This is a genomic window from Dolosicoccus paucivorans (assembly GCF_900100125.1).
Classification (GTDB): Bacteria; Bacillota; Bacilli; order Lactobacillales; family Aerococcaceae; genus Dolosicoccus; species Dolosicoccus paucivorans.
Map to the genome: position 1 here is coordinate 1 of NZ_FNEL01000048.1, position 13,659 is coordinate 13,659.

The window sequence follows — 13,659 nt, forward strand, 5'->3', positions numbered from 1 at the left end:
TGTTACGTAAGCTATCCCACGTCTTATCGTAACGCTTGCGCCAACGTTGGACATTTTGACGGCTTGTGCCATAACGACGGGCTGCTTTGGCGTTATTATCATATTTTTCCGCATACTCAACAACTTTTTGCCTATATCGCATTTCTTCTGTTATAATTGACTTCATGGGGAGCTTCCTTTCACACTATTGTTTTTTATTCGTTAAATATAGTGTACCAGAAGCTCCTCTTTTTTTTATGTTTTCGTGTCACATATGTATGATACCCTTACATAAGTAGAATGGTTCTAAATGACTACTCATCTTTTTGCTTTGTCATAATGACTGGACCGTCTTTAGTAATCGCAATAGAATGTTCATATTGAGCACATAAAGATCCATCAATAGTACGAGCTGTCCAACCATTGTCATCCATTTGCATTTGCCAGTCTCCAGTAGTAATCATCGGTTCAATAGTAATAGTCATTCCTTCTCTTAAACGTTGACCTTTACCTTTGATACCGTAGTGCGGAACTCCTGGTGCTTCGTGAATGGACGGACCAATACCGTGACCAATAAAGTCGCGAACGACACCGTAGCCTAATCCTTCCGCATAGGTTTGAATCGCATGTCCAATATCGCCAATGCGGTTACCTACCGTCGCTTGTTCAATTCCTTTATATAGCGCTTCTTTAGTTACTTCCATTAATTTTTCTACTTCTGGTGTTGGCTCTCCCACAACATAGCTCCAGCAACTATCAGAAATAGCGCCGTCTAAATCAATACAAAAGTCTACTTTAACTAAATCGCCACTTTTTAGAACGTAGTCGGATGGAAATCCGTGACAAATTTCATCATTTAAACTAATACACGTTGCGTATTCATAACCTTCATAGCCAATTTGCGCCGCTACACCGCCGGCTTTTTCGATTTCTTTTTGAACAAATTGGTCAATGGCATTCGTTGTAATGCCAGGTTTAATAAAGTCTCTTAACTTTTCATGAATGGAAGCAAGTAAAGCTCCTGATTCTTTCATTAATTCAATTTCACGATCTGATTTAAGTGTTACAATCACTACATCTCTCTCCTTTTTAATTTCCAGTTAGCTGAATATAAGCAGCTAACGGTTGATCTTTTTGTTTATAAATAAAATACTCAGTTATGTTGTCTGTTTCTTGGACGTCAATGGTTACTTGATCATCAGCCATCAATTCTTGGCTATATTTAATGTCAATTTGTTGAATGCCTTCTAAGTTTTGACCGCGTTGTTTTGCATCGTCTAGAGCCCAACGTAAATAAATCAAATTATTGACGTGGTTATTGACATCAATATCGCCATCTTCAATGACCGGCTCGAACTGATACCCTACCTGCTCTTGTGGCTTAGCATTTAGTTGAGGCAATGTTCTTTTATATTCGGGATCAATGACGTCCTTTAAGCTCTTTTGAATAGCATTTAATCGCACTAAACGTCTTGTTCGAAGATCAATCGCCACAAATTGCGTCGTCATCGTTGCGATCCGTTCATCGTGTTGAAAATACTCATAGAAACGTTGAATAAAAAAGCGATTCGCTTGTGTGACGCGAGTCGTAACCGTTACTTCAGCCGTCGCATCAAAGGAGCCTTCTTTACACAATTGGTTTTGGGTAATGACCCAAGATTGATTCGGCTCTAAAAACTCCTGGTTCAATTGTTGCCTTAAATATTGATCGTGCTTGGATGAGGTTTGAATACCCCACCCTACAAAACGAGAAAATAATTGATCACAGTTTAAACCTTCATCAATTGGATAAACCGCTTGGTATAAAGTCAATGTCTCCATCTTTAAAAGCTCCCTTCAATATCTATTAGTTTAACATATTCAAACAAAAGAAGTGATTCGATTGGCTCCATCTAAAAAACCATAAGTAGTTCAAACTACTTATGGCTGACTTTAATGAGCTTCTTTAGTTAATAATTGATAACGATCGTTGAAAAATTCGCGGTAAGCTAAATAAGTCGCTGTAAAACTCGCTAACCCCGTTGTCGAAATAAGCATAAAGGAGACCATAATTTGATAAAGAATGGCTTTAGCCGGGTCCACTCCCGCAAACATTAATCCTGACATCATTCCTGGTAAACTAACTAGCCCGACTGTTTTAACACTATCAATGGTTGGTTGCATGCCCCCTTGAATAGCTAATCTTAAAATATCACTCGAAGCTGTTTTAGGCTTTGCTCCTAAAGCGAGCATTTCAACGACTGACTGACGGCGATCAGTGAACAGTTGATTTAAATTACGATAAGCCAATCCAATCGCATTCATCGCGTTACCGGCAATCATCCCGGTAATCGGCACCATTTGAGAAGGTGTAAATTGAATGGAACCTGAAAAGACTAAGACGCATAAAGTAACAGTTGTTGCTAGAGCGATCGCAACAAGGGAATATTGAAAGGAGCGGTTAATTCCTTTGCCTCGTTGACCATCGTTCCAGGCGGCGTTAAAGACTATGACCGCAATCATCCCTAAAGTCGCCCACCCTTTATTTAAACCAAAAATATAAGAAAGGACATACCCGACGACAGTTAATTGGATAATAGCGCGAATGACAGTAATAATAATATCTTTTTCAAGGCCAAGCTTTTCTTTATAGGAAATAAAGATACCAATGAGCACTAATAGAAAAGTAATGGACAAGGTCATTGGGGATACAGTTAAACTATTCATTGTCATCCTCCTTTGATTGGTCAAGTGCTTGAATATTAAACACGCGATCGGTCAATGCTTGTTCTTCTTCTAAGTGACTGATCATTAAAATCGTTGTATCGTGTTCGGATTGATAGTCTGCCAGCCATTTCCACATTGCTTCTCGTGTGGGTTTATCTAAAGCACTCGTCACTTCATCTAACAGTAAAATATCTGGAGTAAATTGAACGTTACGAATTAAGGCTACCCGTTGCTTTTCTCCTCCGGATAACGTATCAATAGACTTATCTAAAAAGCTCTTATTTAGCCCCACATTTTGAAGGGTTTGGATGGCCCGGTCTTCATTAAAGGCTTGATCGCGAATATCATAAGGGAATTTCAAATTATCGCGAACTGTTCGACCGAATAGTTGAGGGGATTGAACTGTATAGGTGATGGCTTGGCGCAGTTCAATCGGATCATATTTTGTTACCGATTTTCCTTTATATAAAATATCTCCTTCAGTGGTTAAATTGGTATCAAGAAGTTCGACAATCCCTTTCAAAAGGGTACTTTTACCAGTTCCTGAAGGACCAGTGATCGCTACAAACTCTCCTTTTTGGATGGCTAAATTAATATTATGAACAAGGGTTTTATCTTTTGCTTTAACGCTGTAGTTTTTAATGTTTAATAATGGTTCAGCCACATTCGTTCCTCCTTAATCATTGAATCAATTTAGAACCATTATAACAAAACCAATCGTGGAGTGCCTGGTTTTTGCTTAAATAAAAAAGCACCACGCTAAAGCGCAGTGCTTAAAAGAATTCTCATTTATTAGCGAGTTCTTTGTAAGAAGAAAGAAACTACCGCAATTAAAATGATCGCACCAATGATGGACGGAATAACAGCAAATCCGCCGACCACTGGCCCGAAGCGGAAGAATTGTCCACCGATCCAGCTTCCTAAAAAGCCAGCAATAATATTACCAATAATACCACCTGGAATGTCTTTACCCATGATTGCGCCTGCTGCCCAACCGATAAGACCTCCAACAATTAATGTCCAAATCATGATGTACACCTCTTTTTCATAATAAATTTAGTTTATTTCTAAACTACTTCTATTATATCGAAAACCCCGATATCTGGCTAGTTAAAGCCCTTGTGATTGATTCGTTAACGCATGGTGACGAATTCTTCTGATCCTGTTGGGTGAATCGCGACGACGGAATCTAAGTCTGCTTTAGTAGCGCCCATCTTAATGGCTACGCCAAAACCTTGAATCATTTCGTCCACCCCTTCACCGATACCGTGAAGACCGATGACTTTTTCATCTTCGCCTAAAGTGACGAGTTTAAATTTATTTCGTTCACGGCCGCCACCCACTGACGCATACATTGAAAAGAATAAATTCGTATAAACTTTAATTTGATCTTCGCTGTATTTTGCGATGGCTTCTTCTTCAGATAAGCCGATGGTTCCAATCGCTGGATGGCTGAAAATAACCGTTGGAATGTTTGTATAGTCAATGGCTGACGTTGGAGCGTTATTAAATAAATATTCCGCTGTTTGACGTCCTGCACGAATTGCCACTGGAGTTAGCGCAATGGGTTGAGCGACATCTCCTACCGCATAAATATTTTCTTCATGGGTTTGATGACCCTCTACTAAATCAATAAAGCCCTTGTTGTCTAATTGTACTTTTGTATTTTCTAAGCCAATGTTTTCTGTGTTTAAATCTCGACCAATGGCTGCTATGACTCGGTCAACCACTCGTTCAACTTCACCGTTAACGATCACTTCAATTTGATCGCCTTTTTGGCGTAGTTCATCGATATGATGGTGAGTTAACAATTCAATGCCTTGTTTTTCCATCATCGGCATTAATTCATCAGATAACATATGGTCAAAGCTACGTAAAACTCGCTCACTGCGAATAGATAAGGTTGTTTTGACACCTAAAGCGGCTAAAGCACCTCCCAGCTCCACCGCAATGTATCCTGAACCGATAATTAAGACACTCTCAGGTAACGTCTCCCAATTAAAGAAATCATCAGAATTATCTGCTAATTCTCCGCCTGGAATAGGTAGTGGACGAGGACGGCCGCCGGTGGCGATCATCATATAGTTTGTGCTGTAAGTTTTACCATCTACGCTAATTTCGTGAGGGTTTTCAATGTAACCTTTTCCTTCAATGACTTCAACGCCATTTTTGTCAAAGCGAGTCGTGTAGCTGCCCCTTGAGCGTGAGACGTAGCCATCCCTTGATTCTAAAAATTTTTGATAATCAAAAGAAATGTCTCCAACATTAAAGCCGTAACTTGAGCTATAGTTGTGAATTGCTTCGGCTACTCGTGCAGCATACCACGTTGCTTTTTTAGGAACACATCCGCGGTTAACACAAGTTCCTCCTAGTAAATCTTCTTCAATAACGGCCACTTTTGCCCCATATTCAGCAGCACGGTTGGCAGTTGCAATCCCGCCACTTCCGCCACCTAATACAATTAAATCGTAATCATATTGAGTCATCTTGTTCATCCTTTCTTATTTTTTCTTTGTTTTTTAGAGCGTTTTTTCCCTTTATTTTTACGGTGTTTATGTTTTGTTTTATTCTTTTTCTTTCGGCGAACTTGATCTGCTCCTTCAATTTGACCTTCGTAAAGAGCTTGGGCTTCTAAGGCAATTCCTTCGGGTTGCAGTAAGTCTTGTAAATCTTTTAATTCTTGTTCATTAACTAAAGAGATGACTTGACCTTTTTTGCCGCTTCGCCCTGTTCGTCCGGAACGGTGTAAGTAACTATCACTCGTACGAGGTTTATTAAAGTGAATAATAAACGGCAAATCGCCAATATCTAATCCTCTAGCGGCTACGTCGGTCGTTAGTAAAAAAGTCACTTGACCTGAATGAATTAAGCGCATGGCCAGTTCGCGCTCTTGTTTACTTAAATCCGAATGAAGAGCCGCCACAGGAATCCCGTGGTGAACGAGTTTGGCCGCTGTCTTTTCCAGTTCATGAACTTGATCAAAAAAGACCATGCCTTTCATTCCATCAATATGAGCGAGACGTCTTAAAGCGTCAGACTTTTTACGGTTAGGCGTTAAAACATATTGGTGTTTAATCGCTAAATCGTGATGGGTTTGTTCCGGTTGAATTAATTCCCCTTCTTTTTGAGCGATTTGACGAAGTGTGTCGTTTAACGTGGCACTAATCCAAATCTTTTGCACATCGCGCATCAAGCGTTTAGTTATTTTAGCCATACTTTGACGATGTTCAGGATTCATTAAATAATCTGCCTCATCAAAGACAATGGTTTTGACTAAATGAAACTTTAATTTACTTGATTTTTCAGCTAATTCGTTTAAACGTCCCGGGGTTGCGATAATGATTTCCGGTTTCGCTTTTAATGCATCTACTTGACGCTTGAAGTTGGCTCCGCCGAGTAAAATTTGGCCTTTTAAATTTAATGGCGTCGCCCATAAATTAACTACATCCCCTAATTGGCTAACCAATTCTTGGCTTGGGGCAATAATTAATAATTGAAGCCCTTTTTGTGGTTGAATCTCTTCGAGTAGGGGACATAAATAAGCTAAGGTCTTGCCTGTTCCTGTAGGCGAGGTAGCGACAATATTTTTGCCTTCTTTTATAGGTTGATATAGTTCTTCTTGAATGGGAGTCATTGCTTGATACCCTTGTTGCTTCCAAATAGGTTCAAGGGCTTTAAGGAGTTGTTGTGTCATTGCCTTCACTTCTTTCTTGTCTTTATTTACAATACCACGAATGGGTAGGATGGTTAATTATTTTGCTTTAACCATTAAAAAAGGTTGGCTGAGCCAACCTAATTGTTTATTTTAATGTGTCTTCAGACACGTTGCTTAAATATTGATCTGCTTGGGCGATAACTGATTTAAAGGTATCCTCTTCAAAAGGTGATAAAAGGTTTGCTTCTTCCACTAATTGAAGGAAAGGCTTTGTACCTCCTTTTTGACAAAGAGCTAAATAGTCATCCCACGCCTTAGGATCTTTTTGAATAATGGCTCGGTTCCAAAATTGTAACGCCACCACTTGAGCTAAAGTGTAGTCAATGTAATAAAATGGTGCAGTAAAAATGTGTAGTTGTTGGAACCAAAAGCCACCTTGTTGTAAAAATTCATTTTCATGATACTCTTTGTGAGGTAAATACTCACGTTCTAACTGGCGCCACAATTCACGACGCTCTTTTGGTGTTAAGGCCGGATTTTCGTAGACTTCATGTTGGAAGTGATCCACTAATACTCCGTAAGGTAAAAATTGCACCGCATCACTTAAGTGAGCGAATTTATATTTATTAGCGCCGTCACCAAAGAATTGTTCCATCCAAGGCCAAGCGAAAAACTCCATACTCATCGAATGAATCTCAGCACCATCATGACTTGGCCAAACGGCTTCAGGCGTCTTAATCCAACGAGATTCATACACTTGGAATGCGTGCCCTACCTCGTGTGTTAATACGTCCACGTCTCCCGACGTTCCATTAAAGTTAGAAAAAATAAATGGCGATTGATAGTTTGGAATATAAGTACAGTAGCCACCACCATCTTTACCTGGTTTGGCTACTAAATCAAGTAAGTTCTTTTCTACCATAAAGTCAATAAACTCGCCAGTTTCTTTCGACATTTCATGGTACATATTAACACCAGTTTGTAAGATATCCTCTGCACTACCAATAGGGGTTGCGTTACCCGTTGGGAAGGTGAGGAACCAATCATAGTGTTGCATTGGTTCAATATTTAAACGTTCTTGTTGACGTTTGTATAACTTCTGGGCAACTGGGACGACATGGTCTAAAACATATTGACGGTACTGGGCCACTTCTTTTGGTCCGTAACCTACTCGACCTTGACGTAAATAACCAATGGGGACAAAGTTTTCAAAACCTAAGGCTTGCGCCATTTCATGACGAACTTTTACTAACTTGTCGTAAATTTCATCAAATTCATCTTGGTGTTCTTCATAAAAACCTAAAATTAACTGAGATACTTCTTTTCGCACCGAACGATCGGTGGATTCTAAAAAAGCACCTAAACTAAATAAGTTATAGTTTTTTTCTTGATACTCTAATTCCGCTGACGCGCGTAATTTACCGTATTCCGTTGAAAGACGGTTCTCTTCTTGAAGTAAAGGGATAATTTTAGGATCATTTAACTTCAATTGATTCTCCGCATAAGTGAAGAAAGTGCTTGGTAGTACTTCTTCTAATTCTTTACGGTAAGGTGAATCGATGACGGCTTGATAGTAGTCCGCTAACCAGTCATTAATGATGGGACTTTGTTCGTTCCAAAAATCTTGTTCCTGTTCATGGAACCAGTCTTTTGTATTAACACTGTGGCGAATACTGATCAAAGTTCTTTGAGTGTCGATTTCATTGGTTAATTTTTGAATCTTTTCAACCCCTGTCATGACCTCATCAAAGTTCTTAGCTTCTTTAATTTGCATAATACTTTGATCAAACTCACGTTTCATTAACTCTAAATCGGGACGTTCATAGACATAATCTTCAAATTTCATTTCGAATGCTCCCTTCTTGTTATTGAAAATTATAACAAATTAGTCAAACAATGTATCTACCTAGTTATATCTTTTTTATAATCCTTATCTTATTTTTTAAGCGTCATATCAAACTCTTCTAAATATCTATCACAAATTGCCTTTTCTTTTTATTTAACTAAAAATAAGTCTATTCAACACTAATAGTGTAATATATAGATGTTGGAAAAAATGTATTTATAAAATAAATGACTTAAATTTGTAGAAAAGGAATAAGATAAATAATGGAAGATATTTCAAAAAGACTAGTAGACAAAAGTATTGAAGCATTTCTTATGGGATTAGAGTTATATAACAAACCAACTATTAAATATCGAATTGAAGGATTTAGCTTCTTTATTTGTAATGCGTGGGAATTGATGTTAAAAGCAGAGTTAATTAATCGGAATGAAAACATTTATTATTCAAACAATCCGGATAGAACAATTTCTCTAAGTAAAACAATTGAGAAAGTTTATTCAGATAGACATACAAGAATTCGTTTGAATTTAGAAAAAATAGTTGATTTAAGAAACATTAGCACACACTATATAACAGAAGATTATGAAGTTAAATATGCTCCACTTTTTCAGGCATGTGTACTTAACTTTACAAATGAAATTAATCGATTCCATCAAATCGATATTACAACCTATATCCCTCAAAATTTCTTGACGTTATCAGCACACTATGAACCACTAAGTAATGAGCAAATCAAAATGAAGTACTCTCCTCAAATTGCAGAAAAAATGATCAAGCAGTTTAATGAAATAGATGTTTTATCTGACGAATATAACTCTTCTAAATTCTCTATTGATATCAAGCAAAATTTATACATTACTAAAAAAAGAAAAGAGGCAGACTTTGTTGTCAGTATAGCTAGGGGGTCTGACACCTCTGTAGAAATTGTCAAAGATATAAAAGATCCCTCAGATACTCATAAGTACTCCTTTAATAGCGTAATCACAGCCGTCCAAGAAAGATTAACAAGGAGAAACATAAGATTAGATTACAAGAACGGCTTCAACTCTTACGTCCTTAATGAGTTTATAAAATTCTATGATATTAAATTAGAATCTAAATACACCTATAAACATAAAATAGGCAAAGAGTTGCGTTATACATATTCACAGCAATTTATAGAATTTATTATAGAAGAAATCAAAAAGAATCCTGTAAATTTTGTGGACAGTTTAAAAGAAGGAAATAAAAAAAGATAACCCCAGGCACATAGGAATGCTCAGCAATACATTTTAGTATAGCCTACCCCATTTTGGGACCCAGCGTTCATCCTTCACGAGTTATCTTTAATTTAACTATACAAGATAACCTTATGTAGCGCAAGGATATAGTTGCTTACTTAAAAGTATTTTATAAAACACTTTTAAATAGAACTTTTTCTCTAAATAATATTCATTTTCTTGTTTATGACAAATCAATTTAAATTCGTTATAATGAATAGTTGCAAGAACAATCGTTCGCTTATTCTACAGGAAAGGAGTCTTTTCATGGTTCAATCTAACTTATCTCGCTTAGAAATTAAAGCGAAAATTGAAGATAAATTAACCACTTTACCAACCCTTCCCGGTTGTTACATGATGCGGGACCAACAGGGCGAAATTATTTATATCGGTAAAGCTAAAAATTTACGTAATCGGGTGCGTTCTTATTTTAGAGGAGCTCATGATTCTAAAACAACAAAACTAGTCTCCCAAATTTATGATTTCGAATTTATTGTCACTAATAGCGACAAAGAAGCGTTAATTTTAGAAATTAACTTAATTCAAAAATATAAACCCGTCTATAATATTCGTCTAAAGGACGGCACAATGTACCCTTATTTAAAAATTACCAATGAGCGGGATCCCCAACTCATTATTACTAACCATGTAGCAAAAGACGGTGATACTTACTTTGGGCCTTTTCCTAACGTCTATGCTGCAACTCAAACCCAACAGTTGCTTCAAAAAGCCTACCCTTTAAGACGGTGCAGTAAAAATGAAACAAGAGCTTGTTTTTATTATCATTTAAAACAATGTATCGGACCATGTGATCATGTGGTGCCTAAAGAAGAATACGACGCGCAAATTGCTCGGATTAAGCGCTTCTTTAACGGTGAAACAGAAGAAATAAAAGAAGATTTAAAACAAAAAATGATGCAAGCATCAGAACAATTAGACTTTGAACGGGCAGCTGATTACCGCGACCAAATCGACTACATCCAAACGACGGTAGAACGTCAACACATTATGAGTCAAGATTATGATAATATGGATGTTTTTGGTTACACATTAGATCGCGGGTACATGTCAATTCAAGTCTTTATGTTACGTCAAGGATCCATCTTAAAGCGCGAAGCAGCTATTTACCCAGCTTACCAAGATCCAGAAGACGAAATTACTTCCTTTATTGCTCGCTTTTATAAAGAACAAAACCATCTACTACCTAAAACTATTCTTGTCCCGAGTGATGTGGATCATGAAGTATTAGAAGCTGTACTAGAAATTGAAGTAACGACTCCACTAAGGGGTAAAAAGCGTAATATGTTAGAGCTTTGCGAAACGAATAGTCGCCTTGCTTTAGAGCAAAAATTCCAATTAATGACTTTAAATGAAGAAAAAACAACTCTAGCAACCCAAGAATTAGCTGACTTTTTAAATATTCCAAGTGCTGATTATATTGAATCTTTCGACCACTCCAACATTTTTGGGAGTCACTCTGTATCTGGAATGGTGGTCTACCGTAACGGTCAGCCAGACAAAAAATCCTACCGTAAATTTAGAATTCAATCTGTTAAAGGCAGTGACGAATTTGGCCACACTCAAGAAGTCATTCGACGCCGTTACACCCGTCTTTTAAGGGAAAAGCAACCTCTTCCCGATCTTATTTTAATGGACGGAGGTATTATTCAAGTCCGAGCCGCAAGAGATGTCTTAGAAAACGAACTCGGCCTTTCAATTCCTGTCGCCGGGATGGTCAAAGATGACCGTCACCGTACAGCCGCTTTACTAGACGGATATACAGAAGAGTTAGTGGATATGGATCGTAAAAGTAAAGCGTTCCATCTTGTACAGCGAGTGCAAGAAGAAGTTCACCGCTATGCTATTAGCTACCACCGACAAGTACGTAGTAAAGCAACCTTTGCTTCTGAACTTGACGTCATTCCAGGAGTAGGTAAAATTACTCGCAATAAGTTGTTAAAGCACTTTAAGTCTCTTAAACGGATTAAAGAAGCGAGTGTAGAAGAAATAACAAAGTTAGGTATTCCTTCCACAGCGGCCAATAATATTGTGTCCCATTTAAATCAACCTACTAAAGAAACGACTTCTTAACCCTTAGCGGCCTTTACAGGTCGCTATTTTTTATATAAAAAAGTCGAGGACAAAGCCTCGACTCGATGGAAGAAAGTTAAATTTATTGTTGACGTTCGATATAGTCGTCTAAGTCTGTCTTAATGTTACTTACAGTTGGTCCGTAAATGACTTGCACTGATTTACCTTGCTGCATAATTCCAGCTGCGCCTGTTGCACGTAAAACCGTTTGATCGACTTTAGCTGGATCATTGACAGTTACACGTAAGCGTGTTGCACAGTTAGTATATTCATCTAAGTTATCTAATCCACCTAGACCTTGAAGAATTTTGCTTGAACGCTCATCTTCAGCTGACCCTGCTGAACTTGCAGCAACACCTTCTTCTTTTTTGTTCATACCAATACTTTCACGGTATTCATCTTTTGTATGAAGACGAGATTCTTCAGTTCCAGCTTCACGTCCTGGCGTTTTAAGATCGAATTTAACAATCGCCCAACGGAAGATGAAGTAATATAAAGCCGCATAAACAACAATTGGAATGAGTAAGTTCATCCAATGAGTTTGCGATTGGCCTGGTAAAATACCATACAGTAGGAAATCAATAAACCCACCTGAGAAAGTAACTCCAACTCCGGCGTTTAATAATTGAGCTACGATCACTGCTAAACCAGCTAAAATACCATGCACTCCAAAGTATAAGAACGGTGAAGCAAATAAAATTGAGAACTCTAAAGGTTCTGTAATTCCTGTTAAAATCGTCGTTAATGAAGAAGAAGTTAATAACCCACGAACATCTTCTTTACGATCTTCATGAGCAGTATGATACATCGCTAAAGCAGCTGCTGGGAATCCACCGATCATAAATGGATACATAAACGAGAAGTAACGAGCAGCCATCGGGCTAATCACTTCACCAGCACGTAATTGCGCAAAAACAATGTTTTGAGCTCCTTGGACTACTTGACCAGCCACTGTTTCTACTCCACCAAGGGCTGTTTGCCAAAACGGTAAATAGAAAACGTGGTGTAATCCAAACGGAATTAAAATACGGTAAACATACCCGTAGAAGAATCCACCTAACAGACCAGCTTGTCCGATCCACTCACCTAATGTAGCAATACCGGATCCGATAAACGGCCAAACAAAGGCAAAAATAATTCCTAATACAACACCAGCGACTGCTGAAATAATTGGCACAAAGTGCGTTCCTGCAAAGAATGATAACGCATCAATGAAACGGATACGGTAATATTTGTTATGTAACCAAGCAACAACAAAACCAATAATAATACCACCGAACACACCCATATTTAAAGTGTTTTCAATACCTAAGCTGTTGGTTATTAATCCGTTAATTTGTGACAAAGCTTCAATATCGCCAAAGTACATCAGCGTACTTGCGATCGTACGATACATGACAAAGTAACCGACTACCGCCGATAAAGCAGCTACTTCTTTAGACGCTTTCGCAAACCCTAAAGCCACAGCTACCGCAAATAATAGCGGTAAGTTACCAAAAATAACATCTCCCGCGTCGGTCAAAATACTTAAAATACCGTGAAGAGCGGTCCCTTCACCTAAAATATTTTGCAATCCATAGCGGTTAACAAAGTCTTGTCCTGTAATGGACGCACCGATTCCTAGAAATAATCCAGCAATCGGAAGCAACGCGATAGGTAACATAAAGGTTCTACCAAAACGTTGCATCAAGTTAAAGAATTTATTATCCATATATATTCCTTTCTTTTAAACGACTTCTTCCATCGTAACCTTCATTATAACAAACTTTCTCCAAATAAATCGCTTACTTTTATTAAAGATAGATTGTAAAATTAATTGCGACAAACAAGAAAACCCATAACAGGTTCGTGTAAAATGTTAGTAACCACAAAAACACACACGGAGGACCTGTTATGAGCTACAAACATCTTACCATAGAAGACCGTTCAAAAATAGAAATACTTTATCATGAAGGCTATACAGCGAGTCAAATTGCTGAAGCCATCGGGCGTCACCGTTCGACGATTTATCGAGAACTCAAGCGTGTTAAGTCAACCTGTTACGATGCTCAATTGGCTCAAGATAATGCTTCTGAGCATCAATCTCTCAAAGGTCGTCGTCCTAAACATACGCCCGAGCTCAT

Annotated in this window: 13 protein-coding genes; 3 read left to right on the forward strand and 10 right to left on the reverse strand. The window is 38.0% G+C overall.

Annotation, left to right across the window (positions count from 1 at the left end; all coding sequences use genetic code 11):
• The 9 genes from BLR79_RS08910 to BLR79_RS07000 all read right to left on the reverse strand — a co-directional run.
• Positions 1-166: helix-turn-helix domain-containing protein (locus tag BLR79_RS08910; RefSeq protein ID WP_143338805.1), on the reverse strand; the 166-nt coding region annotated here is incomplete at its 3' end.
• Positions 167-293: 127 nt separating this feature from the next.
• Complete coding sequence (map, locus tag BLR79_RS06965; RefSeq protein ID WP_092086304.1) at positions 294-1,049, reverse strand: type I methionyl aminopeptidase; 756 nt, start codon at positions 1,047-1,049, stop codon at positions 294-296.
• A gap of 19 nt (positions 1,050-1,068) precedes the next feature.
• A complete protein-coding gene (locus BLR79_RS06970; protein WP_092086274.1) occupies positions 1,069-1,800 on the reverse strand; it encodes an acyl-ACP thioesterase domain-containing protein in 732 nt (243 codons plus the stop codon).
• Between the two features lie 111 nt (positions 1,801-1,911).
• Positions 1,912-2,685 (reverse strand): ABC transporter permease, encoded by a 774-nt coding sequence (locus BLR79_RS06975; protein WP_092086277.1) that lies wholly within the window; start codon positions 2,683-2,685, stop codon positions 1,912-1,914.
• Positions 2,678-3,349: an ABC transporter ATP-binding protein gene (locus BLR79_RS06980; RefSeq protein ID WP_092086280.1), complete on the reverse strand. Its 672-nt coding sequence runs from the start codon at positions 3,347-3,349 to the stop codon at positions 2,678-2,680. Before BLR79_RS06980 ends, BLR79_RS06975 begins: the two co-directional genes overlap by 8 nt.
• Before the next feature lie 128 nt (positions 3,350-3,477).
• A complete protein-coding gene (locus BLR79_RS06985; protein WP_092086283.1) occupies positions 3,478-3,714 on the reverse strand; it encodes a GlsB/YeaQ/YmgE family stress response membrane protein in 237 nt (78 codons plus the stop codon).
• Between the two features lie 104 nt (positions 3,715-3,818).
• A complete protein-coding gene (gene gorA / locus BLR79_RS06990; protein ID WP_407643817.1) occupies positions 3,819-5,171 on the reverse strand; it encodes a glutathione-disulfide reductase in 1,353 nt (450 codons plus the stop codon).
• A 5-nt stretch (positions 5,172-5,176) separates the two neighbouring features.
• Positions 5,177-6,379, reverse strand: coding sequence for a DEAD/DEAH box helicase (locus tag BLR79_RS06995; RefSeq protein WP_092086289.1), 1,203 nt, complete (start codon positions 6,377-6,379; stop codon positions 5,177-5,179).
• A gap of 106 nt (positions 6,380-6,485) precedes the next feature.
• Positions 6,486-8,186 carry a M3 family oligoendopeptidase gene (locus BLR79_RS07000; RefSeq protein WP_092086292.1) on the reverse strand — a complete coding sequence of 567 codons (1,701 nt, stop codon included), beginning with the start codon at positions 8,184-8,186 and terminating at the stop codon, positions 6,486-6,488.
• A gap of 263 nt (positions 8,187-8,449) precedes the next feature.
• On the opposite strand from BLR79_RS07000, the gene BLR79_RS07005 reads away from it, so the two are divergent.
• Together BLR79_RS07005 and uvrC are read left to right on the forward strand one after the other, a co-directional pair.
• Positions 8,450-9,424, forward strand: coding sequence for a DUF3644 domain-containing protein (locus BLR79_RS07005; RefSeq protein ID WP_092086295.1), 975 nt, complete (start codon positions 8,450-8,452; stop codon positions 9,422-9,424).
• A gap of 288 nt (positions 9,425-9,712) precedes the next feature.
• Complete coding sequence (gene uvrC / locus BLR79_RS07010) at positions 9,713-11,536, forward strand: excinuclease ABC subunit UvrC (protein WP_092086298.1); 1,824 nt, start codon at positions 9,713-9,715, stop codon at positions 11,534-11,536.
• A gap of 82 nt (positions 11,537-11,618) precedes the next feature.
• On the opposite strand, the gene BLR79_RS07015 is transcribed toward uvrC, so the two are convergent.
• Positions 11,619-13,247, reverse strand: a complete 1,629-nt coding sequence (locus tag BLR79_RS07015) for a PTS transporter subunit EIIC (protein WP_092086301.1) — start codon at positions 13,245-13,247, stop codon at positions 11,619-11,621.
• A 182-nt stretch (positions 13,248-13,429) separates the two neighbouring features.
• Here BLR79_RS07015 and BLR79_RS07020 point away from each other — a divergent pair.
• A partial coding sequence (locus BLR79_RS07020) for a helix-turn-helix domain-containing protein (protein ID WP_143338777.1) occupies positions 13,430-13,659 on the forward strand: 230 nt, incomplete at its 3' end.

Coding starts and splice junctions, on each gene's coding strand:
- BLR79_RS07000 (WP_092086292.1), bottom strand. CDS start 8,186: ATGAAATTTGAAGATTATGTCTATGAACGTCCCGATTTAGAGTTAATG.
- BLR79_RS07005 (WP_092086295.1), top strand. CDS start 8,450: ATGGAAGATATTTCAAAAAGACTAGTAGACAAAAGTATTGAAGCATTT.
- BLR79_RS06995 (WP_092086289.1), bottom strand. CDS start 6,379: ATGACACAACAACTCCTTAAAGCCCTTGAACCTATTTGGAAGCAACAA.
- BLR79_RS07015 (WP_092086301.1), bottom strand. CDS start 13,247: ATGGATAATAAATTCTTTAACTTGATGCAACGTTTTGGTAGAACCTTT.
- uvrC (WP_092086298.1), top strand. CDS start 9,713: ATGGTTCAATCTAACTTATCTCGCTTAGAAATTAAAGCGAAAATTGAA.
- BLR79_RS06970 (WP_092086274.1), bottom strand. CDS start 1,800: ATGGAGACATTGACTTTATACCAAGCGGTTTATCCAATTGATGAAGGT.
- BLR79_RS06985 (WP_092086283.1), bottom strand. CDS start 3,714: ATGATTTGGACATTAATTGTTGGAGGTCTTATCGGTTGGGCAGCAGGC.
- gorA (WP_407643817.1), bottom strand. CDS start 5,171: ATGACTCAATATGATTACGATTTAATTGTATTAGGTGGCGGAAGTGGC.
- BLR79_RS06975 (WP_092086277.1), bottom strand. CDS start 2,685: ATGAATAGTTTAACTGTATCCCCAATGACCTTGTCCATTACTTTTCTA.